This window comes from Candidatus Tisiphia endosymbiont of Hybos culiciformis (assembly GCF_964030975.1).
In the GTDB taxonomy this organism is placed as follows: Bacteria; Pseudomonadota; Alphaproteobacteria; order Rickettsiales; family Rickettsiaceae; genus Tisiphia.
In genome coordinates, this window is the sequence record NZ_CAXIQH010000002.1 from 35,824 (window position 1) to 58,712 (window position 22,889).

At 34.5% G+C, this 22,889-nt stretch carries 35 protein-coding genes and 4 tRNA genes; 33 read left to right on the forward strand and 6 right to left on the reverse strand.

Going from position 1 to position 22,889, the window contains the following annotated elements; translation table 11 throughout:
- Nucleotides 1–5 precede the first annotated feature (5 nt).
- Nucleotides 6–1,532: an HlyD family type I secretion periplasmic adaptor subunit gene (locus ACQH2P_RS10895; protein ID WP_425364196.1), complete on the reverse strand. Its 1,527-nt coding sequence runs from the start codon at nt 1,530–1,532 to the stop codon at nt 6–8.
- Between the two features lie 12 nt (nt 1,533–1,544).
- Complete coding sequence (locus tag ACQH2P_RS10900; RefSeq protein ID WP_425364197.1) at nt 1,545–3,302, reverse strand: type I secretion system permease/ATPase; 1,758 nt, start codon at nt 3,300–3,302, stop codon at nt 1,545–1,547.
- Nucleotides 3,303–3,662: 360 nt separating this feature from the next.
- Between ACQH2P_RS10900 and ACQH2P_RS10905 the strand changes: the two genes are divergently transcribed.
- On the forward strand, nt 3,663–3,815 hold the full coding sequence (locus ACQH2P_RS10905; protein ID WP_425364198.1) for a hypothetical protein: 153 nt from the start codon (nt 3,663–3,665) through the stop codon (nt 3,813–3,815).
- Here the strand turns inward: ACQH2P_RS10905 and yidD are convergent.
- Together yidD and ACQH2P_RS10915 are read right to left on the reverse strand one after the other, a co-directional pair.
- Nucleotides 3,775–4,029 (reverse strand): membrane protein insertion efficiency factor YidD, encoded by a 255-nt coding sequence (gene yidD / locus ACQH2P_RS10910; protein WP_425364199.1) that lies wholly within the window; start codon nt 4,027–4,029, stop codon nt 3,775–3,777. The genes ACQH2P_RS10905 and yidD overlap by 41 nt on opposite strands.
- Before the next feature lie 578 nt (nt 4,030–4,607).
- Nucleotides 4,608–4,684, reverse strand: a tRNA-Arg gene (locus tag ACQH2P_RS10915).
- 444 nt (nt 4,685–5,128) lie between these two features.
- Here ACQH2P_RS10915 and ACQH2P_RS10920 point away from each other — a divergent pair.
- Nucleotides 5,129–5,214 (forward strand) — tRNA-Leu (locus ACQH2P_RS10920).
- A gap of 27 nt (nt 5,215–5,241) precedes the next feature.
- Entirely contained in the window at nt 5,242–5,817 is a 576-nt protein-coding gene (locus ACQH2P_RS10925; protein WP_425364200.1) for a NifU family protein, read from the forward strand.
- Nucleotides 5,818–5,978: 161 nt separating this feature from the next.
- Here ACQH2P_RS10925 and rlmB read toward each other — a convergent pair whose 3' ends face one another.
- Nucleotides 5,979–6,713 carry a 23S rRNA (guanosine(2251)-2'-O)-methyltransferase RlmB gene (rlmB, locus tag ACQH2P_RS10930; RefSeq protein WP_425364201.1) on the reverse strand — a complete coding sequence of 245 codons (735 nt, stop codon included), beginning with the start codon at nt 6,711–6,713 and terminating at the stop codon, nt 5,979–5,981.
- A 286-nt stretch (nt 6,714–6,999) separates the two neighbouring features.
- Here rlmB and ACQH2P_RS10935 point away from each other — a divergent pair.
- From ACQH2P_RS10935 to rpsE, 22 genes are all read left to right on the forward strand, one after another.
- Nucleotides 7,000–7,085, forward strand: a tRNA-Tyr gene (locus ACQH2P_RS10935).
- A gap of 21 nt (nt 7,086–7,106) precedes the next feature.
- Nucleotides 7,107–7,180: transfer RNA gene (locus tag ACQH2P_RS10940), tRNA-Gly, on the forward strand.
- 86 nt (nt 7,181–7,266) lie between these two features.
- Complete coding sequence (gene tuf, locus ACQH2P_RS10945) at nt 7,267–8,451, forward strand: elongation factor Tu (protein ID WP_425364202.1); 1,185 nt, start codon at nt 7,267–7,269, stop codon at nt 8,449–8,451.
- A gap of 161 nt (nt 8,452–8,612) precedes the next feature.
- Nucleotides 8,613–8,936: a 30S ribosomal protein S10 gene (rpsJ, locus tag ACQH2P_RS10950; RefSeq protein WP_094648885.1), complete on the forward strand. Its 324-nt coding sequence runs from the start codon at nt 8,613–8,615 to the stop codon at nt 8,934–8,936.
- Nucleotides 8,936–9,586 (forward strand): 50S ribosomal protein L3, encoded by a 651-nt coding sequence (gene rplC, locus ACQH2P_RS10955; protein WP_425364203.1) that lies wholly within the window; start codon nt 8,936–8,938, stop codon nt 9,584–9,586. The genes rpsJ and rplC overlap by 1 nt, the downstream gene beginning before the upstream one ends.
- 5 nt (nt 9,587–9,591) lie before the next feature.
- On the forward strand, nt 9,592–10,215 hold the full coding sequence (gene rplD, locus ACQH2P_RS10960; RefSeq protein ID WP_425364204.1) for a 50S ribosomal protein L4: 624 nt from the start codon (nt 9,592–9,594) through the stop codon (nt 10,213–10,215).
- The gene (locus ACQH2P_RS10965; RefSeq protein ID WP_425364205.1) at nt 10,212–10,508 is read left to right on the forward strand and encodes a 50S ribosomal protein L23; all 297 of its coding nucleotides are present in this window, start codon (nt 10,212–10,214) and stop codon (nt 10,506–10,508) included. Before rplD ends, ACQH2P_RS10965 begins: the two co-directional genes overlap by 4 nt.
- 1 nt (nt 10,509) lies before the next feature.
- Nucleotides 10,510–11,331 (forward strand): 50S ribosomal protein L2, encoded by an 822-nt coding sequence (gene rplB, locus ACQH2P_RS10970; RefSeq protein ID WP_425364206.1) that lies wholly within the window; start codon nt 10,510–10,512, stop codon nt 11,329–11,331.
- Between the two features lie 13 nt (nt 11,332–11,344).
- A complete protein-coding gene (rpsS, locus tag ACQH2P_RS10975; RefSeq protein WP_094648890.1) occupies nt 11,345–11,623 on the forward strand; it encodes a 30S ribosomal protein S19 in 279 nt (92 codons plus the stop codon).
- Between the two features lie 2 nt (nt 11,624–11,625).
- The gene (rplV, locus tag ACQH2P_RS10980; RefSeq protein WP_425364207.1) at nt 11,626–11,985 is read left to right on the forward strand and encodes a 50S ribosomal protein L22; all 360 of its coding nucleotides are present in this window, start codon (nt 11,626–11,628) and stop codon (nt 11,983–11,985) included.
- A 3-nt stretch (nt 11,986–11,988) separates the two neighbouring features.
- The gene (gene rpsC, locus ACQH2P_RS10985; RefSeq protein WP_425364208.1) at nt 11,989–12,645 is read left to right on the forward strand and encodes a 30S ribosomal protein S3; all 657 of its coding nucleotides are present in this window, start codon (nt 11,989–11,991) and stop codon (nt 12,643–12,645) included.
- 15 nt (nt 12,646–12,660) lie between these two features.
- Nucleotides 12,661–13,071, forward strand: coding sequence for a 50S ribosomal protein L16 (gene rplP, locus ACQH2P_RS10990; protein ID WP_094648893.1), 411 nt, complete (start codon nt 12,661–12,663; stop codon nt 13,069–13,071).
- Nucleotides 13,064–13,276, forward strand: coding sequence for a 50S ribosomal protein L29 (gene rpmC / locus ACQH2P_RS10995; protein WP_425364209.1), 213 nt, complete (start codon nt 13,064–13,066; stop codon nt 13,274–13,276). The genes rplP and rpmC overlap by 8 nt, the downstream gene beginning before the upstream one ends.
- Before the next feature lie 4 nt (nt 13,277–13,280).
- Entirely contained in the window at nt 13,281–13,511 is a 231-nt protein-coding gene (gene rpsQ / locus ACQH2P_RS11000) for a 30S ribosomal protein S17 (protein ID WP_425364210.1), read from the forward strand.
- A gap of 210 nt (nt 13,512–13,721) precedes the next feature.
- A complete protein-coding gene (gene rplN, locus ACQH2P_RS11005; protein WP_425364211.1) occupies nt 13,722–14,090 on the forward strand; it encodes a 50S ribosomal protein L14 in 369 nt (122 codons plus the stop codon).
- A complete protein-coding gene (gene rplX / locus ACQH2P_RS11010) occupies nt 14,090–14,419 on the forward strand; it encodes a 50S ribosomal protein L24 (RefSeq protein WP_425364212.1) in 330 nt (109 codons plus the stop codon). The genes rplN and rplX overlap by 1 nt, the downstream gene beginning before the upstream one ends.
- Nucleotides 14,419–14,961: a 50S ribosomal protein L5 gene (rplE, locus tag ACQH2P_RS11015; RefSeq protein WP_425364213.1), complete on the forward strand. Its 543-nt coding sequence runs from the start codon at nt 14,419–14,421 to the stop codon at nt 14,959–14,961. Before rplX ends, rplE begins: the two co-directional genes overlap by 1 nt.
- Before the next feature lie 16 nt (nt 14,962–14,977).
- Complete coding sequence (rpsN, locus tag ACQH2P_RS11020; RefSeq protein ID WP_425364214.1) at nt 14,978–15,283, forward strand: 30S ribosomal protein S14; 306 nt, start codon at nt 14,978–14,980, stop codon at nt 15,281–15,283.
- Between the two features lie 17 nt (nt 15,284–15,300).
- A complete protein-coding gene (rpsH, locus tag ACQH2P_RS11025; protein WP_425364215.1) occupies nt 15,301–15,699 on the forward strand; it encodes a 30S ribosomal protein S8 in 399 nt (132 codons plus the stop codon).
- A gap of 9 nt (nt 15,700–15,708) precedes the next feature.
- Entirely contained in the window at nt 15,709–16,242 is a 534-nt protein-coding gene (gene rplF, locus ACQH2P_RS11030) for a 50S ribosomal protein L6 (RefSeq protein ID WP_425364216.1), read from the forward strand.
- Nucleotides 16,243–16,410: 168 nt separating this feature from the next.
- Nucleotides 16,411–16,767: a 50S ribosomal protein L18 gene (gene rplR, locus ACQH2P_RS11035; protein WP_425364217.1), complete on the forward strand. Its 357-nt coding sequence runs from the start codon at nt 16,411–16,413 to the stop codon at nt 16,765–16,767.
- Between the two features lie 15 nt (nt 16,768–16,782).
- A complete protein-coding gene (rpsE, locus tag ACQH2P_RS11040) occupies nt 16,783–17,325 on the forward strand; it encodes a 30S ribosomal protein S5 (protein WP_425364218.1) in 543 nt (180 codons plus the stop codon).
- Nucleotides 17,326–17,430: 105 nt separating this feature from the next.
- On the opposite strand, the gene ACQH2P_RS11045 is transcribed toward rpsE, so the two are convergent.
- Complete coding sequence (locus ACQH2P_RS11045; RefSeq protein WP_425364219.1) at nt 17,431–17,613, reverse strand: hypothetical protein; 183 nt, start codon at nt 17,611–17,613, stop codon at nt 17,431–17,433.
- A 226-nt stretch (nt 17,614–17,839) separates the two neighbouring features.
- On the opposite strand from ACQH2P_RS11045, the gene rpmD reads away from it, so the two are divergent.
- The 8 genes from rpmD to ACQH2P_RS11085 all read left to right on the forward strand — a co-directional run bounded on the left by rpmD (nt 17,840) and on the right by ACQH2P_RS11085 (nt 22,876).
- The gene (rpmD, locus tag ACQH2P_RS11050) at nt 17,840–18,028 is read left to right on the forward strand and encodes a 50S ribosomal protein L30 (RefSeq protein WP_425364236.1); all 189 of its coding nucleotides are present in this window, start codon (nt 17,840–17,842) and stop codon (nt 18,026–18,028) included.
- Between the two features lie 10 nt (nt 18,029–18,038).
- Nucleotides 18,039–18,494 (forward strand): 50S ribosomal protein L15, encoded by a 456-nt coding sequence (gene rplO / locus ACQH2P_RS11055; protein WP_425364220.1) that lies wholly within the window; start codon nt 18,039–18,041, stop codon nt 18,492–18,494.
- 3 nt (nt 18,495–18,497) lie between these two features.
- On the forward strand, nt 18,498–19,799 hold the full coding sequence (secY, locus tag ACQH2P_RS11060) for a preprotein translocase subunit SecY (protein ID WP_425364221.1): 1,302 nt from the start codon (nt 18,498–18,500) through the stop codon (nt 19,797–19,799).
- A 233-nt stretch (nt 19,800–20,032) separates the two neighbouring features.
- The gene (locus ACQH2P_RS11065) at nt 20,033–20,164 is read left to right on the forward strand and encodes a hypothetical protein (RefSeq protein ID WP_425364222.1); all 132 of its coding nucleotides are present in this window, start codon (nt 20,033–20,035) and stop codon (nt 20,162–20,164) included.
- 197 nt (nt 20,165–20,361) lie between these two features.
- Entirely contained in the window at nt 20,362–21,000 is a 639-nt protein-coding gene (locus ACQH2P_RS11070; protein ID WP_425364223.1) for an adenylate kinase, read from the forward strand.
- Nucleotides 21,001–21,061: 61 nt separating this feature from the next.
- Nucleotides 21,062–21,439, forward strand: coding sequence for a 30S ribosomal protein S13 (gene rpsM, locus ACQH2P_RS11075; RefSeq protein WP_425364224.1), 378 nt, complete (start codon nt 21,062–21,064; stop codon nt 21,437–21,439).
- A 12-nt stretch (nt 21,440–21,451) separates the two neighbouring features.
- The gene (rpsK, locus tag ACQH2P_RS11080) at nt 21,452–21,838 is read left to right on the forward strand and encodes a 30S ribosomal protein S11 (RefSeq protein ID WP_341757232.1); all 387 of its coding nucleotides are present in this window, start codon (nt 21,452–21,454) and stop codon (nt 21,836–21,838) included.
- Between the two features lie 18 nt (nt 21,839–21,856).
- Complete coding sequence (locus ACQH2P_RS11085) at nt 21,857–22,876, forward strand: DNA-directed RNA polymerase subunit alpha (protein WP_425364225.1); 1,020 nt, start codon at nt 21,857–21,859, stop codon at nt 22,874–22,876.
- The last annotated feature ends 13 nt before the right edge of the window (nt 22,877–22,889 follow it).

Genomic DNA, 22,889 nt, shown 5'->3' on the forward strand with positions numbered 1-22,889 from the left:
GAGTATCATTTCTCTTTAAATGCTCTGAACATAGTATCAGTAATAGGATCAAGTAAATATCTTAGAAGAGTCCTTGTACCAGTAACAATTTGTACTTCTGCCTGCATGCCAGGATGCAGTTCTAATTTTCTAGCTTTTGCAATCTTATTAAACTCATCCATATCAATCTCAATTATAGCAGTGTAAAAAGTCTCTGTACCTTGTTGCATTTGGTTTCTGTCTTGTACAGTATCAGGAGATATTCTAACTACTTTACCAGTAAATAATGGTGTTGTTCTAGATTTAAAAGCACTGAAGCGAATTTTTGCTAACAAACCTTCATGCACAGAATCTATGTTCTTCTGTGGAACTCTTGCCTCTATTATCAGAGTTTCATTAGTTGGAGAAATCTCTATAATCGGAGTGCCTGGAGCAATTACCCCGCCTATTGTATGAAAATTCAATACATTTATAATACCATCAACTGGAGATTTAACAACTGTACGACTCAAGGAGTCTTTATAAGCATTAAACTGCTCTCTTAGATGAGCTACTTGCCCTTGAGCATCTTTTAGTTCAGTCAGAGTTTTTTCTGTATATTTGTTCTGTAAGTTAATAATACTAATCTCACTTTCTATGATCGCATGCTTAGTACCGGCAATTTCAGTTTCTGTCATAGCTATTTCACTTTTGAAATTGGCTTCCTTAGCTTCAATTTCCAATAAAGCCGCTTTATTAGAAAAACCTTTTTCATGTAATGTATGTATCGCTTTTAAACGATCCCTAACAACTTCTAGGCTTTTTACATTGGCAATCTTTCTAGCTTGCATACCTTCAATTTTTTTATTTAATTGCTCAATCCTCTGGTGCAAAGCATTTGTTTCACTTTTATACACTTCTTTTTTGGAGTAAAATAAGCTTTCTTGAGTATGTATAACCCTTGCTACTTCAGGTAGATTTGTGGCTTCTGTTAATAATTCTGGAAATTCAATTTTGTCTTGATTATCTCTCTCAGCAATCAAACGACTTTCTGCTGCTAAAGCATGCCTATATTGGCTTAAAGTAATTTCGTACTGCGATTTAATTTTTGTATCTTCCAACTCTATTAATTTATCACCCGTCTTAATTTGATCGCCTTGTTTAACAAAAATATTAGCTATAATTCCACCCTCCTGGTGGTTAATTACCTGCTTATTACTATATGTTACCACAACGCCTGATGCTACAGCGGCACTATCAAGAGGAGCTAGACTTCCCCATACTCCTCCAACTAATACAAAAAAGATTATTATATATACTCCAAAGAGAATTGGAGCTCTAGCAGTTTGCACTACATCATTGCGATCAACATCATTATTTTTGGTAACAAAATTGATGAAACGATCAAGATAATATAGTGTATTTTGAATTGCCTTAGAAATAGTTACTACCATTTTTTGTGATAGAACACTTCCCTTTGTTTTCTTGGTGTGTATCAAATCATTTTGTAGCGATAAGAGCTGTTTAAGTTGCTCTGCTGTAAATGCTGGCTTATTAGTTGACTTTTCTTCCATATATTTAAAATTTTATTCGTTAATGTGAATTGCACCATTTTGCAACAGTTTAACTCGATTTTGCAGTTCTTCTTGAGTACCATAAAGAGCTACTGCCCCATCTTGTAATACCAAGATTTTATCTACCACCGATAATACAGATGGTCTATGAGAGATAACCACTACAGCAATACCTCTAGATTTTGCCTGCTTTAAAGAATTTGATAGGGCTATTTCACCCGCCTCATCAAGATTAGCATTAGGTTCATCTAAGATAATTAATTTAGGATTACCATAAAATGCTCTAGCAAGACCAACACGTTGTTTTTGTCCACCAGAGAGGTTAGAGCCAGCTGTTCCAATATCCGAATCGTAACCATCTGGTAGTCTTAAGACCATTTCGTGAGCTCCAGCAATTTTAGCCGCCTCAATTACTTTTTCTGGATCAGCATTTTCAGCCATCCTAGCTATATTCTGTTTTATACTACCGCTAAATAATTCTATCCCTTGCGGTAAATATCCTACATGCTTACCAAAACTTTCTCTATTCCAGGAATAAACTTCACCGCTATCAAGTCTAACAGTTCCTGACGATGCTTTCCATACCCCGACTAGTACTTTAGCTAAAGTTGACTTACCTGCAGCAGAAGGTCCTATAATTGCTAATATTTCACCAGGCTGAACGGCAAAGGACACCCCCTTTAAAATATATCTCGGTACTGGAGGCTGTGGCATATGTGGAGGGACTGGAAGTGAATAATAAATATTTTCTACAGTTAAATGTCCTTCAACATTTGGAATTGGCATTGCTTCTTCTCTTGATTTATACGAAGCAAATAACTGATTAATATTTTTATAAGATTTTAGGGCACTACTCATACTTTTCCATAACTCAATAGCATTATCGAAAGGTGCCAGGGCTCTGCCCACTATAATAGAGCTCATAATCATACCGCCAGTAGTCATCTCTCTTCCTGAAGTATTAACAACAACATAAGCCCCAATACCAGTTACAAGCATCTGCATAATATTACGAATAAATCTAGAGAAATTAGAGATTGCACCATTACGGTAGCTAGCAATTGATTGCTTCTCCAAAGCAGCAATATTAAATTGGTGCCAATTTGCCGTAACGTTTTTCATCATGCCCATAGCTTCTACAACTTCTGAATTCCTATTGGCAATGTCAGCTTGAGTCATACCCTTTATGGAGAATTCAGTAGCTTCACCAAGAGTTCTGTTAGTTGCAGCAGCATTAAAAAAAGCTGTAGATACGATAATAATAGCACCAGCTAATGTTAGAATTCCAATATATGGATGAATTAAGAAAATTACTATTATATAGACAACGCTCCAAGGAGCATCAAATAAAGTATTAATACCAGTACTAGTTACAAAAGTTTTTATTGTTTGGAAATCACGAAGTAATTGACTAGCACCAGTATTAGTACGGGTTGCAGCAGCTGAAATAGAGTGACCAAAAATTACAGGGGCAACTGTTTTGTCTAACCATTCACCAACTTTAATTAAGGTGAATGATCTAGCAATTTGTAATAATCCGTAAATAAAATAGATTGTGCCAATAATAATAGACAACCACATTAATGTCCATGTGTTACCACTTCCTATAACTCTATCGAGAACCTGTAAGGAATAAAGAGGTGTTATCAACATTAATAAGTTAATAACGAACGCGAAGCTAAAAACTACCCAAAAAGCAATCTTGCACTTCTCAAGAGCACTATTTAGAGGGTTTGCTACTTGAGCTACTAATGCACTATTATTTTTCATATTACCATTATTATATCAACATTATTTTACTATATAGTTAGTAAAAATTATATTACTTGCAATATTTTCTAAGTCCGAAATTATACATGCAATAAATATATATATCAACTTCTTTATTAGATTCAGAGCCAAACAATAATGTAAATGCCCATTTTTATCTAAGAAAGCTTGTACTTTAAAACAATAAAAACAGCCCTATACTTTACTAAATACGACGATACTAAGTAGCTAATATATCAATTTTTTCAAGGATTTCAACTAATCTCGGTACATAAATTAAAAAATTACCTAGAAAAATAGCTTGAAAGTCTAGGTTCACAGCACCTAGGGTATATTATATAGTTATGCTCATAGGATTAGGTGATAAAGAACATAACGATTGTAAGTTGTCATTCCCGCGAAGGCGGGAATCTAGATACCTGTTTTCGCAGGTATGACACAAAGTTTGTATCACCTAATTCAATAGGTTTCACTATAGATTTCTACCTTTGTGTGGAGAAAAATCATCTATAGGTACAGGGTCACACCCACCTTGACAGAAAGGATTACACCTGATTATTCTCTTAATAAATAACCATAATCCTTTAATATTACCATGTATCATTATTGCTGACTTAGCATATTCTGAACATGACGGATAAAAACGGCAATTGACTCCAAGTAGGGGAGAGACGAAAAATTGATAAAACCAGATCAATATAAGTAATAAATTAAAGCGACGTTTCATTTTGAGTATGTTTACCTATAAAATATGTTATAGCTAATCCGTTAAAGTTCTAGGCTCTGTGAAGGTTTCTAAAGTGACCTAATTTTGGCTCTTTTTTGCTACGAATAAACATGATTTTCTTGAAATAGGTACACTATTCCTTCAAAAATCCTATTTATTCTCACTAAAAAATAGCTCAAAATATAGAGCAATTAGAAACCTTCACAGAGCCTAGGAATTGACGTGTTCTTTGAGTTAAACCAAGACGTTCTTTTAGCTTTATTTTAGATACCCGCCGCAGCTAGGGATGACAAACATTATCCGGCTAAAACCTTTTCAGGTTAGCTATATCTAATATGAACATATATGTTAAGTGCTATAGTATAGAAAAGCTCATACAATAACAAGTCAACTAGAAATGCTGTTAGGAGTTGCTATTTTTCATGTAGTTTCTATGGCTGTTTTTTTAAAAATTACTCCAATTATTATCATAAATTGACAAACATATTAAGTTTAGATACTCTTTAAATGTTAATGCAAATTATAGGAGAAAAACCTATGAGTACTAGAGATTCAATGGCTAAAACTAATAAGAATTGTGGTGCACCCGGAGGGAGTCGAACCCCCAACCTTATGATCCGTAGTCATATACTCTATCCAATTGAGCTACGGGTGCCTTATATCATGCCTTGTACTGGATATTGGATGACATTGTGTGCTTGTTTTTATAAAGTGTCCTAAAAAAGTGATGGAATCTTTAAGAAAGAACACAATATATCTTTAAACTTCTATTATGTCAATATCATACCAGCGATTATAAATTCAAAAATGTTGATTTTAAAACAAGGTATGATTACAACTATAAGGTTAAACATAAGGTTAATTGCTAATTTTAGATACTTATTGATCTAAATTAATATCTGTTAAGTTAATGATTAGATAATATTACTGCAATTTACATTTTGAATTTATAATTCTAATGATTTATAAAAACACTTGCTTTTTAATGTTTTTTTTATTAGTCTGTGCAATCTTCACAGAATCTACATAAACTTGGAATAGTAAGCTATTCTAAATGTGGTTAGTTGTGTAAGCAATCAGGAATAAACTAGCTTACCTTGCCCGCGTGATGGAATGGTAGACATAACGGACTTAAAATCCGTGGGGTGCAAGCCCTTGCCAGTTCAAGTCTGGCCGCGGGTACCATTTATTTTTTATCAAGGAAGATGTTGAATGTTTATTCAAACTGAAATTACTCCTAATCCTAATGCAATAAAATTTTTTCCTAATATATCCATTAGCCCTAATCAACCGGTTCATTTTAGTAATCTTGATGAGGCAAAGGGTAAAAGTAGTTTAGTAGTTCAATTATTCAGTATAAATAATGTAAAATCGGTATTTCTTGGTAGTGACTTTATTACTATTACTAAGGAAGAAGAAAGTGATTGGCTAGTTTTAAAGCCTGAAATTTTGATGATTATTATGGATCATTTTACTGCTGGTTTTACTGTTTTTGATGGACAAAATTTTGAAGAGCAAAATGATAAATCTACCATAAATAATTTTGACGAGATGTCTGAAATCGAACAACAGATTGTAGAAATTATTGAAACACGGGTACGTCCTTCGGTCGCCATGGATGGAGGCGATATAATATATCGAGGATTTGAGAATGGAGTGGTAAAATTACAGCTGCGTGGATCTTGTCAGGGTTGCCCTAGTTCTAGTATTACTTTAAAAAATGGTATTGAATCAATGCTTAAACACTTCATTCCTGAGGTAGAATCCGTTGAAGCTGTAGATGACTAATAGGCAATAGATTCCCTACATAAGTCAATCTGGTTGGTGATTTTTTGTCGTCGGATCTCGCCTTCACTCCTCACGTACGTTCATGTAGTTTCCCGAAGGCTTCCTTGATTCATGCAGGAAGTCTATTGAGGTAATTTGGAATAGGTTGTTATCTTTAATCCTCATGCTTTGTTTAATGAGGTCAAATAAAACAGTATTGCAGCAGCATTTGAAACATTTAGGCTTTCTACCCTACTGGAAATTGGTATTTTAACTAGGTGATCGCACGTTTCTTTAACTAGCCGTCTGATTCCTTTATCTTCAGAGCCAAGTATTATTGCCATTTTATCTGAAAATATTTTGGTATTTAAGGATTGTGTTGCGTTGCCATCAAGACCAATAATCCAAAATCCATGTTTCTTGAGATATTCTATTGACCATCTTAAATTAGTGACCTTAACCATTTGTACTAGTTCCAAAGCTCCAGAAGCCGTTTTTGCTATAGTAGCATTTTCATCTGGGGCATTATCGGTAGGTAATATTATGGCTGTGATGCCAAAAGAAGCCGCACTACGAATAATAGCACCAATATTTTGTGGATCGGTTACTTGATCTAAAATAGCAACTTTACAATTGCTAGTAGTTATGTCAATATCTTCAATATGATTAGAGAAAATGCTTTTAACGTTAGCGGCTATTCCTTGATGATTATGGCTTGAACCAAGAAGACGTGTTAAGGAATCTGTATTGGTAATCTCATATTGATGATTAGATATTAAATTTTTGTTCAAATTAAAAATATCTTCTGTACATAAAACTCTTTGAATATAACGCTTTGGGTTACTTAGAGCTGCAAATACTGGATGTTTACCATATATATAGTAGAAATCTTTAGAAATTTTAGCTTTATTTTTCATCTTATTAGAACCTAGAGTAATTTATTCTTGACACAAACTACTATTTATTATAGAAAGTTACAACTGATAAACGTTCTAAATTGCTGTGAATAAAATTTTAATAGGAATTATTTGTATAGATTTTAGATATACTTTTATTATTTGTTGATTTGCATCGAGTATATAAGTTTATATTAGCTTATTTAGAAGACTCAAGAAAAAGGTGAAGAAGATTTATTGGCACTTACACTAATTTATATTGCGTTTTACGTTTGATTAGACTATTTAATACTTGCGTAAATTCTTTGGAGGAGTGGCCGAGTGGTCAATGGCAGCAGACTGTAAATCTGCCCGCGTGAGCGTACGAAGGTTCGAATCCTTCTTCCTCCACCACAAATTGGTTAGGCAAAATACGCGGGTGTAGCTCAATGGTAGAGCTCCAGCCTTCCAAGCTGATCGCGTGGGTTCGATTCCCATCACCCGCTCCAAAACTATTGGTGATAATTGGAAATTGGATAAATTTGTTATTTTTATGTTAAATTTGTATTAAATCTTAAATTGTGGAGAATGAATTATGGCAAAGGTAAAATTTGAGAGGGATCTGCCTCATTGTAATGTAGGAACTATAGGACACGTAGATCATGGAAAAACTTCTTTAACAGCTGCGATAACTCTAGTGTTATCAAAAGAAGGTGGGGCGAAGGCTACTAACTATGATGAAATTGATGCTGCTCCTGAAGAAAAGGAAAGGGGTATAACTATTGCTACTGCTCACGTTGAATATAAGACTAAAAAAAGGCATTATGCTCATATTGACTGTCCTGGACACGCAGATTATATAAAGAATATGATCAGTGGTGCGGCTCAAATGGATGCTGGAATATTGGTAGTATCTGCTTGTGATGGTCCAATGCCTCAAACAAGGGAACACATACTGCTTGCTAAGCAAGTGGGTGTGCCAACAATGGTTGTCTTTTTGAACAAAGTTGATATGGTTGATGATCCGGAGTTAGTTGACTTAGTGGAAATGGAAGTCAGAGAGCTTCTTTCAATGTATGGTTTTCCTGGAGATGAGATACCAGTGATTAGGGGTTCTGCTTTGCAGGCTTTAGAAGGGAAGCCTGAAGGAGAAGCAGCGGTTAAAGAATTAATGAATGCTATTGATGAATATGTACCGCAACCTGAGAGACATACAGATAAACCATTCTTAATGTCAATAGAAGATGTATTTTCTATTTCTGGAAGAGGTACGGTTGTTACCGGTAAGATTGAGAAAGGCATAGTAAAAGTTGGTGAAGAGGTAGAAATTGTTGGTATAAGAGATACTCAAAAAACTACTTGTACTGGTGTAGAAATGTTTAAGAAGCTATTGGATCAAGGTGAAGCTGGTGACAATGTTGGTATATTGCTACGTGGAACTAAAAGAGAAGATGTGTGCAGAGGGCAAGTATTAGCTAAGCCTGGGAGTATAACTCCGCATACTGAATTTGAAGCTGAGGTTTACGTACGTACCACCAAAGAAGGTGGTCGTCATACAGCGTTTACAGATAAATATCGTCCACAGTTTTATTTTAGAACGACTGACGTGACTGGAGAAATTACTTTAAAAGATGGTAAAACAATGATTATGCCTGGTGATAATGCGAATCTGAATATTACATTGATTTCTCCGATAGCTATGGAAGAAGGTATGCGTTTTGCTATACGTGAGGGCGGTAAAACAGTAGGGGCTGGAGTAGTATCAAAAATTATAAAATAACATAGAAATAATCATCCTGAAATAGTTTAGGATGATTATTTTTTTAATGGCTAGGCAAAGTACTTTTAATCAGGTTTATTCAAATTGTTCTTACAAATAATCTAAGTAAATCTATTAAAAGTGTTTTGAGTGGTCGGGCTGTTTATAAAAAGGTTTAGTTAATGAAAAATAATCAAAAAATTAAAATTCGTCTAAAGTCATTTGATCACCGTTCGCTTGAGCAAGGTACTAGAGAGATAGTAGGTGCTGTTAAAAGAACTGGTGCCGACATAATTGGTCCAATCCCGCTTCCAAGGACAATTGAAAGATTTACCGTTAATAGGTCTCCACATGTCAATAAAAAATCAAGGGAGCAATTTGAGATTAGAATTCAGAAAAGGCTTTTAATAATAAGTTATCCAACTCCTCAGACAGTCGATGCTTTAAAGAAAGTTGATTTGCCTGCTGGTGTTGATGTTGAGATTAAGTTAGAGAGTATTGAGTGATGAGAACCGGTTTAATTGCTAAAAAAATTGGTATGAGTTCAATTTTTAATGAAAAGGGTGAGAGAACTACCATTACTTTTCTGCAAGTTGAAGATTGTCAAGTAGTGGGACAAAAGACCCAAGAAAAGGATGGTTATAATGCTTTGGTTGTTGGGGTAAAGGATAAGAAATTATCTAAAGTAACAAAGCCAATGAGACAGGTATTTGCTAATGCTAACGTTGTGCCAAAGCAAAAATTGAAGGAGTTTAGAATTTCTGTATCTTCTTTCCTTGATGTAGGTTCGACACTGCATGTCGATCATTTTGTTATTGGGCAGTTTATAGATGTTGTAGGGACTACTATTGGTAAAGGTTTTGCTGGTAGTATGAAGAGGCATAATTTTAGAGGACTTGAAGCTTCGCATGGTGTGTCTGTATCGCACCGTTCGCATGGTTCTACTGGTGGTAGACAAGACCCTGGTAAAGTATTTAAGAATAAGAAAATGGCTGGTCACATGGGTAGTACAAGAGTTACTATTCAGAACTTGAAAGTGGTCGATACTGATATAGAAAAGGGTATAATCATAGTTAGTGGTAATGTTCCAGGCTCGAAAGGATCTTATGTCTACATTAAGGATGCTATTAAGAAAACTATTACAGCTGCAGGATAAACTATATGAAAGCTAAATTATTAAATCTTGGAAATGAAGTTGTTGGTGAGGTTGATTTAGATAATGAAGTATTTGCCGTAGACTTTGTTAGACAAGATATTATCAAGCTTGTTGTTGATTGGCAAAGAGCAAAAGCTATGACTGGTACACATCAAACTAAGACAGTGTCGCAAGTATCTGGTACTACAAAGAAACCTTTTAAGCAAAAGGGTACTGGTAACGCAAGGCAAGGATCTTTAAGGTCTGTCCAAATGAGGGGGGGTGGGGTTTCTCATGGTCCAGTAGTAAGGAGTCATGCTACAAAATTACCAAAGAAAGTTAGAAGACTTGGTTTAAAACATGCATTGTCAGAAAAATTGACTGAAGGAAAATTGCTAATATTAGATTCTTTAAAATTAGATGAGTCAAAAACTTCTAATCTTGCAAAATTATTAAATAATTTTCATGGTAAGAGTTATTTTATTGTTAGTGGTAATGAAGTTGATACTAATTTTTCTTTGGCAGTGCAAAATATTCCTAACACTATTTCGGTGCCACAAATTGGTACAAATGTTTATGATATAATACGCCATGATTATGTTTTGTTATCAAGAGAAGCTGTAGATGCTTTAGAAAAGAGGTTGAAGTGAAATCTTATAAACATTATGATCTTATTAGGAATCCTGTGATTACTGAGAAGAGCAATATTTTATCCGAACAAAATAAGTTTACTTTTCATGTTGCTGATAGTGCTGAAAAGGCTTCTATCAAGATGGCTGTTGAGAAAATTTTTGAGGTTAAGGTTAAAAAAGTTAACATCATGAATGTAAAAGGTAAGAAAAAAAGATTTAAGGGTATCAATGGTAGGCAATCAGATAAAAAGAAGGCTATTGTAACGCTAGAAAAAGATTATACTATTGATTTTACTGGGGGGATAAAATAAGATGGCTTTAAAAAAGTTTAATCCAGTTACTCCATCTCTTAGAGAATTAATACAGGTTGATAAATCTGATCTTTGGAAGGGCAAACCTCATAAACCTTTAACTAAAGGTTTATGTAAGACTGGTGGTAGAAATAATCTTGGTAGAACCACTTCTTGGCATAGAGGGGGGGGGCATAAAAGACTTTATAGGATAATTGATTTTAAAAGAAATAAACAAGATATATTCGCTACAGTTGAAAGAATAGAGTATGATCCTAATAGAACTTCTTTCATTGCTTTGATTAAATTTGATGATGGTGAATATTCTTATATTATAGCACCACAAAAGCTTGTTGTAGGAGACAGAATAGTGTCAAGTGATAATGCCGACATAAAAGTTGGAAATTGTTTATCTTTGAAATCTATCCCTATTGGTACTACTTTGCATAATGTAGAAATGAAAATTGGTAAAGGTGGTCAGATTGCAAGATCGGCGGGGACTTCGGTTAATTTAGTAGGTAAGGATTCGGGTTATGCTCAGATCAAGCTTCGTTCTGGAGAATTTAGGTTGGTGCCGTTAGATTGTAAAGCTACCATAGGTGTTGTTTCAAACCCTGATCAAAAAAATACAAATTTGGGTAAGGCGGGAAGAAATAGATGGTTAGGTTGGAGACCGCATGTTCGTGGTGTTGCAATGAACCCAGTTGATCACCCGCATGGTGGTGGAGAAGGTAAAACTTCTGGTGGTCGTCATCCAGTGACTCCATGGGGTTTCCCAACTAAGGGGAAGAAAACCCGTAAGAATAAGTCTACATCAAAGTTTATTATTAAGAGAAGAAAATAATTAGGTAGTAATTATGGCACGTTCAGTTTGGAAAGGACCTTTTGTAGATGGTTATCTGATAAAAAAAGTACAAAAATTGATTGAGTCTGGTAAATCAGAAATGATCCAGACTTGGTCTAGAAGATCAACAATTTTACCGTTTTTTGTTGGAGTAACATTTGCTGTGCATAATGGAAATAAATTTATACCTGTTACTGTGAGTGAAGAAATGGTTGGTAAAAAATTAGGTGAATTTTCTCCGACTAGGACTTTCCATGGTCATGGTGCAGATAAAAAAGTTAAGAGAAAATAAATATGGTAAAGGTGAATAAAGGTTCGACTACAGCAATTGCTAAGTCTCTTAGGGTGAGTCCAAGGAAACTGAATTTGGTTGCAACTTCTATTAGGAATATGAAAGTATCGGAAGCTATAGTTCAGCTTACCTTTTCCCCGAAAAGAATTGCTAAAGATGTAAAGAAATGTTTACAGTCTGCTGTTGCTAATGCTGAGAATAACTTTGGTTTAGATATTGATACGTTGTTTGTTACTTCTGCAACGGTAGGTAAGGCATTGGTGATGAAAAGAATTATGCCAAGAGCTAAAGGAAGAGCAACAAGGATTAACAAATTTTTTAGTAATTTATATATTACAGTTACTGAAGTTGAGGGGAAGTAAAATATGGGGCAAAAAGTTAATCCGCATGGCTTTAGAGTTGGACCAACATTAATTAAAGGTTGGGACTCGGTGTTATATGCTGAAAAGCACTATAAAGTTCTTTTTATCCAAGATTTAGAGGTTAGAAATCTGATTAATAAAAACTATGTGCAAGCACAAGTTAGTAGAGTGTTAATAGAGAGACCTTCTAATAAAAATGTTATAATTAATATTTTTGCTAAAAAGCCTGGAGTTATTATAGGTAAAAGTGGTAACGACATTGATAAATTAAAAAAACATGTCCAGAAAATTACCGCTTTAGAGGAAATATATATTAACATACATGAAGTAAAGAAACCTAATATAGACGCTACTATTATTGCTCAAACGATTGCCGTACAGCTTGAAAAAAGAGTGTCTTTTAGAAAAGCTATGAAAACTGCTATCCAAGCTTGCTTTAAGCAAGGAGGGCTAGGTATAAAAGTGGCTTGTTCTGGACGTCTGGCTGGAGCTGAAATAGCAAGAACAGAGTGGTATAGAGAAGGTAGAGTGCCTTTGCATACTTTAAGGGCTGATATTGACTATGCGACTGCTGAAGCTATGACAACTTATGGGGTTATAGGTATAAAGATTTGGGTCTATAGGGGTGATCATGCGGAAAATAGAAAGAAACATAATTAATTTTGAAGTAAGATAATGTTAGCTCCAAAAAAACAAAAATTTAGAAAAGCACATAAGGGGAGGGTCTCCTCAAAGGCAAAATCTGGTACTATGCTAGCTTTTGGTTCCTTTGGCTTGAAATCGTTAGATGGTTTAAGGGTTACTGCAAGGCAAATAGAGGCGGCAAGGAAGGCGGCTGTTCGTTGTATGAAAAGGCAGGGTAGACTATGGATTAAGATTTTTCCTGATTTGCCTGTATCAAAAAAGCCTGCGGAAGTTAGAATGGGTAAGGGGAAAGGATCTACTGAATTTTTTGCAGTAAGGGTATCACCTGGCAGAATTATGTTTGAAATTGAAGGGGTTACAGATGATGTAGCTACCAGGGCACTTGAGCTTGCCAGTGCTAAATTGCCTGTAAGAACAAGGATAGTGAGGCGTTATGAGTAATTTGGGGTTATCAGCAAAGGAGTTGGTTGGACAAACTATGGAAGAACTCTACAGAAAAAGAGTTTTGTTTAAAAAAGAGCTTTTTAATCTGAGATTTCAGAGAAAGTTGGGTGAATTAGAAAATACTAGTAGGTTTTCTTTTGTAAAAAAAACAATAGCTCGTATTAATACAGAGTTAACTATAAGATCAAAAACTGGAGAATAGAGAAATGCCGAAAAGAGTGTTGCAGGGCGTTGTTGTAAGTTCAAAAACTGATAAGACTATTACAGTAAAAGTAGAACGTAGGTTTAAACATCCTATGTATAAAAAGATTGTAAAAGTTTCTAAAAAATACGCTGCTCATGATCCAGAAAATACATATAAGGATGGTGATAAGGTTAGTATAGTTGAAAGTCGCCCTATATCTAAGACTAAGTCTTGGATAGTATTAGGGGTGTGAATCTAACTATTTAATGGTAGATTTAGTTGCTATTTTGTTGGGTGAATCTTTTCGTACGCTACGGTTCTTTGCTTATGGCAATGTTTATAAATATGCTTATTAGAAGCTATTTCTGAAGAAACCTAGGGGAAAGGTGGTTTTTATCCTTTGACTTTGTTGTTTAGATTGTTTATTTTGTTGCATTATTAAATTCTCAAGTGGGAGTAAGTTATGATTCAGATGCAGAGCATCTTAGATGTTGCTGATAATTCTGGTGCTAAAAAAGTTATGTGTATTAAAGTGCTTGGTGGTTCACACCGCATGATAGCATATCTTTCAGATTTCTTTGTGGTTTCTGTAAAAGAAGCGTCGCCAAATGGGAAAGTAAAGAAAGGTGAAATATATATGGCTTTGCTTGTTAGATCAAAAAAGGGTGTTAGAAGAGCAGATGGTAGTACAATTAAATTTGATTCCAATGCGGTGGTACTTTTAAATAAGCAAGGAGAGCCGATAGGTACGAGGGTTTTTGGTCCTGTCACTAGAGAATTAAGGGCAAAGAAATTCGTTAAGATTATGTCGCTGGCAGAAGAGGTATTGTAATGGTTAAGTTAAAAATCAAGAAAGGTGATGAAGTTATTGTTATCACCGGAAAAAATAAGGGAAAAAAGGGAAAAGTGTTAAAAGTTTTCCCAGAACAAAATAGAGCCATTGTTTCAGGGGTAAATGTTGCTCGCAAGCATGTTAAGCCAAGTAAAACAAGTGAAGGTGGTATAGTGTCAAAGGAATTATCAATACATATATCCAATGTTGCTCATATAGATCCTAAGACAGGTACTGGTACAAAAATTGCTTTTAAATTTCTAGAGGATGGTTCTAAAGTAAGAGTAGCTAAAAAATCTGGTGAAATTATTAGTAAGGAAGGTAAGTAATGTTGTTTAGGTTTAAAGATTTATACGGTAAAGAGATTGTACCAAGCTTACAGAAAAAGTTTGCCTATGATAATAAACATCAGATACCTAAGGTTATAAAAATTGTTGTTAATATGGGGGTTGGTGAAACGGTTGCTGATTCTAAGATAATTAATAACGCTGTCAATGATCTAACTTTAATTTCAGGGCAAAAGCCTTTAATAACTGAGGCCAAGAAGTCTATTGCTACTTTTAAACTTCGTGAAGGTATGAAAGTTGGTTGTAAAGTTACTTTGCGTAAAGATAGAATGTATGATTTTCTTGAAAGGCTGGTACTTGTTGCTCTACCGCGTATAAAAGAGTTTAGAGGTTTCTCAAGTAAAAGTTTTGATGGTAGAGGTAATTTTACTTTTGGTATAAAAGAACAGATTGTTTTTCCAGAGATTAATTACGATAAGATAGATGTAATTCGTGGTATGGATATTACGATTGTTACAAGTGCTACAAATAATGAAGAAGGTAAATTATTACTTTCAGGCTTTAATTTGCCTTTTTATAATTAATTTTTGAAGAAAGAAGATGGCTAAAGTAAGTTCTATAAAAAAGAATAATAGAAGAAGAAAGATGGCACAAAGTTTGTATAATAAGCGTGCTAAGTTAAGAGACAAGATTTACGATAAAACTTTATCTTTAGAAGAGAGATTTTCGCTAGTTATGCTTCTAGCCAAATTACCTAGGAATTCTGCTATGAATAGAGTTCGGAATAGGTGTGAACTGACTGGGCGTTCAAGAGGAGTGTACAGTAAATTTGGTTTATCGCGAAATAAGCTGAGAGAGCTTGGTAGTAAGGGATTGGTTCCTGGTTTAATTAAAGCAAGTTGGTAAAATAATAGGTTTATCGTATGTCAATGACAGATAATATAGCAGATATGTTGACTAGAATTAGAAATGGTCAGAAAAGTAAATTGATGAGTATATCTCTACCTTCCTCAAAAATAAAATGTGCCATTTTGGATGTTTTAAAAAAAGAAGGTTATATCAAAGAGTATGTAGTTATTAAGAATGGTAATATAAGTCACATTGAGGTAGATTTAAAATATTCTGTTAATGGAAAACCTGCTATATGTGAAATAAATAGGGTTTCAAAACCAGGTAAGAGGATTTATTCTTCTATTGATAAACTAAAAGGATATTATAACAATATGGGTATTTATATTCTTTCTACTTCTAGAGGAGTTTTATCTGATAGAGAAGCACATAGCCAAAAGATTGGCGGTGAAGTAATTTGTAAAGTGTTTTAAGGTATAAAAATGTCACGTGTTGGAAAATTGCCAGTCCCTGTACCGGAAGGGGTAAAAGTTGAACTTGATGGGCTGAAAGTCAATGTTGTTGGTCCTAAGGGAGAAATGACAAAGACTTTTGCAGGGAGTATAGCAATTTCATTGCAAGATAATCAGCTTGTTGTCAAACCATTAGCAGAGACTAAAGGTGCTAGATCCATGTGGGGTACAGCACGAAGTATAATAAATGGTATGATCAAAGGTGTTAATGAAGGTTTTACAGAAGAGCTGGAAGTTAATGGTGTTGGTTATAAGGCCTTGGTGAAGGATAAATATTTAAACTTGATGCTTGCTAAAAGTCATAATACTAAAATAGAAATACCTCAAAATATAAAAGTGACCGCTCCTAAACAAAATCAGATTATATTGCAAAGTGTTGACAAAGAGAAATTAGGTCAGTTTATATCAATTATTATAAAGCAGAGACCGCCTGAGCCATATAAGGGTAAAGGTATTAAACGTAAAGGTCAATATGTTCAAAGGAAAGAAGGGAAGAAAAACTAGACTTATCTAGCATAAGTCAAAGATAGTTGATAGATTTTTAGGAGAAACGAAGTCTGTTATCCTTGTGTACATAAACGTACGTGAGGAGTGGGGCAAGTTTCGACGCTAAAATCACCAGCTAGATTGACTTATGTGGGAAGTCTACTAAAATTTAAGTTAAGAGTTAATATGCGTAGTTCAAAGTTAAAGTTTGAGACAAGAAAGGCTAGAGTAAGGTCTAAGATATCAAAGGTATCAAACAGAATCAGATTGTCTATTTTTAAATCTGGAAGGCATATATATGCACAAGTTATAGATGATAAACAATCAATAACTATTGCTTCTGCTTCAACCTTGGATAAAGAAATTAGGCAGTTAAAGAAATCCAGCTGTAATGTTGGTACAGCTACAAAAGTAGGTGAATTAATCGGGGAAAGAGCTTCACTTAAAGGAGTGCAAGAAGTTGTATTCGATAAAGGGGGGTATAAATATCACGGCGTTGTTAAGGCATTGGCTGATGCAGCAAGAAAGAAAATGAATTTCTAATTTTAGGTTTAAGAGATGGCTAAAGCTAAAAAAAATATGGGTGAAGCATTAACCGAAACTTTGGTGGATGTAAACAGAGTTACTAAGGTAGTAAAAGGTGGTAGGAAATTCTCCTTCTCTGCTTGTATTGTGGCGGGTGACAAATCTGGTAAGGTTGGTTATGGTCATGGTAAAGCGAAAGAAGTAACAGAGGCTAGAGCTAAGGCTACCCAGGAAGCAAGGAAAGATATGATTAGAGTTCCTCTTTATCAGAGTAGAACCATACACCATGATGTTATTGGTAAAAGCGGAGCAGCAAAAGTCATTTTAAGAAGAGCCAAAGCAGGTACTGGTGTTATCGCCGGTGGTGCTATGAGAGCTATTTTTGATTCTTTAGGGGTGCATGATATTGTTGCTAAATCTTTAGGGTCTAGTAATGTATATGCAATGATTGCTGCGACTTTTGATGCGTTATCTCAACTCTCTTCTCCAAAAAATATTGCTGAAAGGAGAGGAAAAAAGCTAAATGAGGTATCAACTCAATCCATAAAAGGGCAACAAGAAATAATATCAGAATAATTTGAGATATATTCTTAGTGGTGTAATAAAAAGATGTTATAATTGTGAAGAAGACGGTATCCCACAACTGTCGAAAGTTAGAAAGGAGAAAGGGTTTAGAGGTAATTATGGCAGTTTAAAAGTTGTAAAAAAATAACCGGCGTCATTGCGAGGAGGCGTAAGCCGACGAAGCAATTGTAAGTTGTTATTCCCGCCTACGCGGGAATCTAGATCCCTGCTTACGCAGGGATGACACAAAACAGGATTGCTTCGTCGATCTACGCTCTTCCTCGCAATGACGTTGACCACATACGATTTTTAAAGTGTTTTGCCTAAAACCGCTTCCTCTTTTAACTTTTGATAGTTGTGGATGTTATCTGTGCGTAGACGGGGAGCTAAAATAGTACTTTTTGAGATATTATAGATTGTCGCTTTTGCAGGAATGACATTGAGGGTTGCAAGGTGGCTTTTTGTTAAAGTAATGTTATAAGTAATAATTGGGTTGTAGAAATTTATGGATAGTGATAAAGAAAAAATGACTGATGCAAAAGTTAAAGTTACTCAAATTGGTAGTACTATAGGTCGCAAATATGATCAGGAAGAAACCTTGATAGGCCTGGGTTTAAATAAGATGCATAAATCTGTTATTTTAAAAGATACCAGCTCTATTAGAGGGATGATCAAGAAGGTGCAACATTTATTAAAAGTAGAAAATATAAATTAGAGTTTAGAAAATGAAATTAAATGAGTTATCTAACAATTTTGGTGCCAAGAGAGATAAAAAAAGGGTAGGGCGCGGTATTGGTAGCGGTAAAGGTAAAACATGTGGTAGAGGTGTTAAGGGTCAAAAATCTAGGTCTGGTGTAGCTATCAAAGGTTTTGAAGGTGGGCAGATGCCAATGATTAAAAGGTTGCCAAAGAGAGGCTTTAATTGCCCTAGCTCTAAGAAATATAGTGTAGTGAATATTGTTGATATAGAGTCTTTAATATCAGAAAGTCGTTTGAATTCAACGGAAGTTATAACAAAAGAGAAATTAGTTGAAGTAGGGTTAATTAAGAATAGTAATTTATTGGTTAAGTTGTTATCTGTTAGCAGCAGTGAATTTAATAGTCCCTTATCATTTCAATTAGATGCTTATTCAGCATCTGCTAAAAAGATAATTGAACAAGTTGGTGGTCAAATATTGTAATTTATGAGCTTAAATTCCACACAAAAATCTAATAAGGATCTAGCTAATAGAGTTATTTTTACTATTTTAGTTCTTATAGTATGTAGATTTGGTTCATTTATCCCTATAGCGGGCATTGATTCGATTGCGTTGAGCAGTATGGCTGAACAAAATCAATCTGGTATACTTGGTATGTTTAACATGCTGTCTGGTGGTTCTCTAGGTAGGATGTCTATTTTTGCTTTAGCAATTATGCCATATATAACTGCATCAATTATTATTCAATTGATGTCAATAGCTTACAAGCCATTAGATAATTTAAAAAAAGAAGGTGAGGTTGGTAAAAGAAAAATCAATCAATTATCTAGATATCTAACTGTTTTATTGGCTTCTTTTCAGGCGTATGGTGTGGCAATAAGTTTAGAACATGCTGTAACTAATGTCGGACCAGTGGTGATTATACCCGGGCTTTTCTTCAAAGTTACCACTGTTATTACTTTAGTTGTGGGCACTATGTTCTTAATGTGGCTTGGTGAGCAGATTACTGGTAGAGGTATTGGTAATGGTTCTTCATTGATTATATTTATCGGTATAGTATCTGGAGTACCAAGTGCTATTATAAGTATGTTTGAGTTATCAAGAAGTGGGGGGTTGTCTCCCATAGTGGTGATGGCTATTTGTTTAGGAGTTATTTTAATTATAGCCATAATAATTTTCTTTGAGAAGGCACAAAGAAAAGTTTTGGTGCAATATCCAAAAAGGCAAGTTGGTAACAAAATTTATGGGGGTGATTCAACTCATATGCCTCTTAAACTTAATACTTCTGGGGTAATACCACCAATATTTGCTAGTTCTATTTTGTTGTTTCCTATAACAATAGCTAATTTTTCTAGTAATAATTCAGAAATTATGAATTTAGTGACTTTCCATTTAGGGCATGGAAAACCTCTATATATTTTGTTATATGTTGCGTTGATAATGTTTTTTAGTTTCTTTTATACGGCAATAGTTTTTAATTCAGAAGAAACAGCAAATAATTTGAGGAAATATGGGGCGTATATTCCTGGAAAAAGACCTGGTAAAAATACTGCGGAATATTTTGATTATTTGCTAACTAGATTAACTGTCATAGGTAGTATATATCTCAGTTTTATATGTATAGTTCCTGAAATGTTAATGAATAAATATGCTGTATCTTTTACTTTAGGGGGAACAAGTTTTTTGATTGTTGTTAATGTTGTTCTAGATACATTTGCCCAAATTCAAACTCACTTATTTAGCAGTAGATATGAAGGGTTAATAAAAAAAATGAAGTTGAAAAATTAGTTTACTGTTATAGCTATAGCTATAGCTAACCTGATTAGCATTTAGCCATTTGCCTCGGACGGAAAAGATGTCATTCCCGCGTAGGCGGGAATCTGTAATATCGTAGGGCTTTTTTGGCTCCATAGCTAACCAGGGAAGGTTTTAGATAGCTTCCGTCATTGCGTAGGTCGACGACAATCCATAAAGGTAACCAAAGATGGATTGCTTCGTCGCTACTAAAGTAGCTTCTCGCAATGACATCTGTACCTATAACTTGTCATTGCGAGGAAGACCGTAGGTCGACGAAGCAATCCATTTCTGCTCACTTTTTGGATTGCTTCGTTGCTACTAAAGTAGCTCCTCGCAATGACAGAGAGGCTATCTAGAACATTAACGGGTTAGCATATTAGCTATAGAATGAGGTAACAAGCAAGGGGAAAACAATGCTATACTTAGGTAAGCAGGCAAATATCTCGGAATTTTTGCAACCAATTCTTGAAAAATGTATAATTCTTAAAATAATATGTTTTTATAGCTTAGTGGAAAGTATATATTATGTTATATATCTAAAGATGGGTTTAAAGTGATTATAGTGCTTATAGGAGCTCCTGGTTCAGGAAAGGGAACTCAAGGACAGTTATTGGCAGGAAAGTTAAACTTACCTCATGTGTCTACCGGTGATATATTTAGACAAATGACAGAGGTAAATAACGAAGAGGGGCTGTTAATTCAAGAATATATGGCACAAGGAAAGCTTGTCCCTCATAAATTGGTAAATAATGTAGTTAAAAAGTTTTTAACTCAGGATATATACAAAAATGGTTATGTACTAGATGGTTATCCTCGTAATTTAGAGCAAGCTAGCTTTCTTAGGGAGTTTGCTAATCAAAAGATTAAAGTGGTATTTTTTGATATAGATGATCAAGTAATTATTAAGAGGATTCTAGGTAGATTTAGTTGTGCAAATTGTAAACAAATTTATAATAGTTACTTTATTAAACCTAAGATTGATAATATCTGTGATGTTTGTGGAACAGATAAGTTCATTCATCGACAAGATGATGATGAACAGACTATTAAACATAGAATAGAAGAATATAAGATAGAAACTTATCCGTTACTTAGCTATTATAGAGATAATAGTGAGTTCTATGTTGTTGATGCAAGTAAGGATAAGCAAGAAGTAGAATACGTTTTAGATAAAATGTTAGAAATCATTTGACTTTAAGGGATATTTTTATATTATTCCTTTTTGGTTGTTATCAAAATTTTGGAGATTATTTGTGGCAAGAATAGCGAGTGTTAACATTCCAGCAAGCAAGAGATTAGTAGTGAGTTTAACATATATTTATGGACTTGGTTCTTCTGCTGCAGGAAAAATTTGTCAAAAAACTGGAATATCTGAGAGTAAAAGGGTTAAAGACTTAACTGATCAAGAACTTATTATTTTACGTAATATTATTGAAAAAGAATATAAAGTAGAAGGTGATTTAAGAAGAGAAGTAACTCTTAACATCAAGAAGAAAAAAGATATTAGAAGTTATCAGGGTCTTAGGCATATAAGAAAGCTGCCTGTGAGGGGACAAAATACTCATTCTAATGCTAGAACAAGAAAAGGCAAAGCTGTTGCGATTGCCGGTAAGAAAAAAGTTACAAAGTAATATGGTATAATGATGAGTCAGACTAATACTAAGATCAAGAAAAAAAGAAAAAATATCACTCTTGGTGTTGTTCATATAAAAACAACTTTTAATAATACTATTGTTACTTTTACAGATGTGCAAGGTAATGCTATAGCGTTCTCAACAGCTGGTACACATGGTTTTAAGGGAGCTAGAAAAGCTACTCCTTATGCTGCTCAAATAACTGTTGATAAAGCTTCAGAAGCGGCAAAAGAGCATGGTCTTAAAACTGTTTCAATTAGAGTACAAGGGGCAGGGGTACAAAGGGAATCAGCTATGCGTGCAGTGTTTAGTCAGAATTTTATAGTTACATCAATTTTGGATGTTTCAGCGGTTGCCCATAACGGTGTTAGGGCGCCAAAGAGAAGAAGAGTATAGAGACATAGGTAGTAAATAATGTTATCATTAAATAAGAACTGGAACTCATTGATCAAGCCTTCTAAGATAGTTTATGACAGTCCTGATAAGAATACTAATATAGTAAAAATTGTAGTTGAACCTTTAGAGAGAGGCTTTGGTTTGACGATAGGTAATGCTATGAGGAGAATTCTGCTCTCATCTCTTCAGGGTGCTGCAATAACTTCGATAAAGATACCAGGGGTAGTGCATGAATTTTCTGCTATACCTGGTGTTAAAGAAGATTTAGTAGATGTAGTTTTAAATCTTAAGGCTTTGGTCATTAAGATGCATTCTTCCGAGAAAAAGGTTGTAAGATTAAGTGCTACTGGTCCTTGTGTTGTAACTGCCGGTATGATTACAGCAGGTCATGATGTAGAGATACTAACTCCTAATCATATGATTTGTACCTTGGCAAAAGGAGCACAACTTGAGATGGAACTAGTATGTGAGACGGGTAAAGGTTATGTTCCTGCTGTGAGTAATGTTGATTCGGAATCAGCTATTGGTGTAATCCCAATAGATGCGTTATTTAGTCCTGTAAGGAATGTTACCTATAAAGTTGATAATACACGTGTGGGTCAAGTTACAGATTATGACAAACTAATTATGACTGTTGAAACTAATGGTAGTATTTCTCCTGAGATGTCTATAGCACTTGCTGCTAGGATTTTGCAAGATCAGTTACAGTTATTTATTACATTTGAAGAACAAATGGAAGATAAGCAGGATAAATTAGAAGAATTATCATTTAATCCAGCCTTGTTAAAGAAAGTTGAGGAGTTAGAATTATCTGTCAGATCTCAAAATTGTTTGAAAAATGATAATATAATTTATATAGGCGATCTTGTTATCAAGACAGAAGGAGAAATGCTGAGAACTCAGAATTTTGGTAGAAAATCTCTTAACGAGATTAAGGATATATTAGCCAGTTTTGGCTTGAAATTTGGTATGGACGTAGCAGGCTGGCCTCCTGAAAATATTCAGGATTTATCTAAGCGTTACGAAGATCCATATTAATTTAAGGTAACAA

Excerpts from the sequence above, each read along its gene's own strand:
- ACQH2P_RS10895 (WP_425364196.1), bottom strand. The coding sequence starts at position 1,532 with ATGGAAGAAAAGTCAACTAATAAGCCAGCATTTACAGCAGAGCAACTT.
- ACQH2P_RS10900 (WP_425364197.1), bottom strand. The coding sequence starts at position 3,302 with ATGAAAAATAATAGTGCATTAGTAGCTCAAGTAGCAAACCCTCTAAAT.
- yidD (WP_425364199.1), bottom strand. The coding sequence starts at position 4,029 with ATGAAACGTCGCTTTAATTTATTACTTATATTGATCTGGTTTTATCAA.
- ACQH2P_RS10925 (WP_425364200.1), top strand. The coding sequence starts at position 5,242 with ATGTTTATTCAAACTGAAATTACTCCTAATCCTAATGCAATAAAATTT.
- rlmB (WP_425364201.1), bottom strand. The coding sequence starts at position 6,713 with ATGAAAAATAAAGCTAAAATTTCTAAAGATTTCTACTATATATATGGT.
- tuf (WP_425364202.1), top strand. The coding sequence starts at position 7,267 with ATGGCAAAGGTAAAATTTGAGAGGGATCTGCCTCATTGTAATGTAGGA.
- rpsJ (WP_094648885.1), top strand. The coding sequence starts at position 8,613 with ATGAAAAATAATCAAAAAATTAAAATTCGTCTAAAGTCATTTGATCAC.
- rplC (WP_425364203.1), top strand. The coding sequence starts at position 8,936 with ATGAGAACCGGTTTAATTGCTAAAAAAATTGGTATGAGTTCAATTTTT.
- rplD (WP_425364204.1), top strand. The coding sequence starts at position 9,592 with ATGAAAGCTAAATTATTAAATCTTGGAAATGAAGTTGTTGGTGAGGTT.
- rplB (WP_425364206.1), top strand. The coding sequence starts at position 10,510 with ATGGCTTTAAAAAAGTTTAATCCAGTTACTCCATCTCTTAGAGAATTA.
- rpsS (WP_094648890.1), top strand. The coding sequence starts at position 11,345 with ATGGCACGTTCAGTTTGGAAAGGACCTTTTGTAGATGGTTATCTGATA.
- rplV (WP_425364207.1), top strand. The coding sequence starts at position 11,626 with ATGGTAAAGGTGAATAAAGGTTCGACTACAGCAATTGCTAAGTCTCTT.
- rpsC (WP_425364208.1), top strand. The coding sequence starts at position 11,989 with ATGGGGCAAAAAGTTAATCCGCATGGCTTTAGAGTTGGACCAACATTA.
- rplP (WP_094648893.1), top strand. The coding sequence starts at position 12,661 with ATGTTAGCTCCAAAAAAACAAAAATTTAGAAAAGCACATAAGGGGAGG.
- rpmC (WP_425364209.1), top strand. The coding sequence starts at position 13,064 with ATGAGTAATTTGGGGTTATCAGCAAAGGAGTTGGTTGGACAAACTATG.
- rpsQ (WP_425364210.1), top strand. The coding sequence starts at position 13,281 with ATGCCGAAAAGAGTGTTGCAGGGCGTTGTTGTAAGTTCAAAAACTGAT.
- rplN (WP_425364211.1), top strand. The coding sequence starts at position 13,722 with ATGATTCAGATGCAGAGCATCTTAGATGTTGCTGATAATTCTGGTGCT.
- rplX (WP_425364212.1), top strand. The coding sequence starts at position 14,090 with ATGGTTAAGTTAAAAATCAAGAAAGGTGATGAAGTTATTGTTATCACC.
- rplE (WP_425364213.1), top strand. The coding sequence starts at position 14,419 with ATGTTGTTTAGGTTTAAAGATTTATACGGTAAAGAGATTGTACCAAGC.
- rpsN (WP_425364214.1), top strand. The coding sequence starts at position 14,978 with ATGGCTAAAGTAAGTTCTATAAAAAAGAATAATAGAAGAAGAAAGATG.
- rpsH (WP_425364215.1), top strand. The coding sequence starts at position 15,301 with ATGTCAATGACAGATAATATAGCAGATATGTTGACTAGAATTAGAAAT.
- rplF (WP_425364216.1), top strand. The coding sequence starts at position 15,709 with ATGTCACGTGTTGGAAAATTGCCAGTCCCTGTACCGGAAGGGGTAAAA.
- rplR (WP_425364217.1), top strand. The coding sequence starts at position 16,411 with ATGCGTAGTTCAAAGTTAAAGTTTGAGACAAGAAAGGCTAGAGTAAGG.
- rpsE (WP_425364218.1), top strand. The coding sequence starts at position 16,783 with ATGGCTAAAGCTAAAAAAAATATGGGTGAAGCATTAACCGAAACTTTG.
- rpmD (WP_425364236.1), top strand. The coding sequence starts at position 17,840 with ATGACTGATGCAAAAGTTAAAGTTACTCAAATTGGTAGTACTATAGGT.
- rplO (WP_425364220.1), top strand. The coding sequence starts at position 18,039 with ATGAAATTAAATGAGTTATCTAACAATTTTGGTGCCAAGAGAGATAAA.
- secY (WP_425364221.1), top strand. The coding sequence starts at position 18,498 with ATGAGCTTAAATTCCACACAAAAATCTAATAAGGATCTAGCTAATAGA.
- ACQH2P_RS11065 (WP_425364222.1), top strand. The coding sequence starts at position 20,033 with ATGACATCTGTACCTATAACTTGTCATTGCGAGGAAGACCGTAGGTCG.
- rpsK (WP_341757232.1), top strand. The coding sequence starts at position 21,452 with ATGAGTCAGACTAATACTAAGATCAAGAAAAAAAGAAAAAATATCACT.
- ACQH2P_RS11085 (WP_425364225.1), top strand. The coding sequence starts at position 21,857 with ATGTTATCATTAAATAAGAACTGGAACTCATTGATCAAGCCTTCTAAG.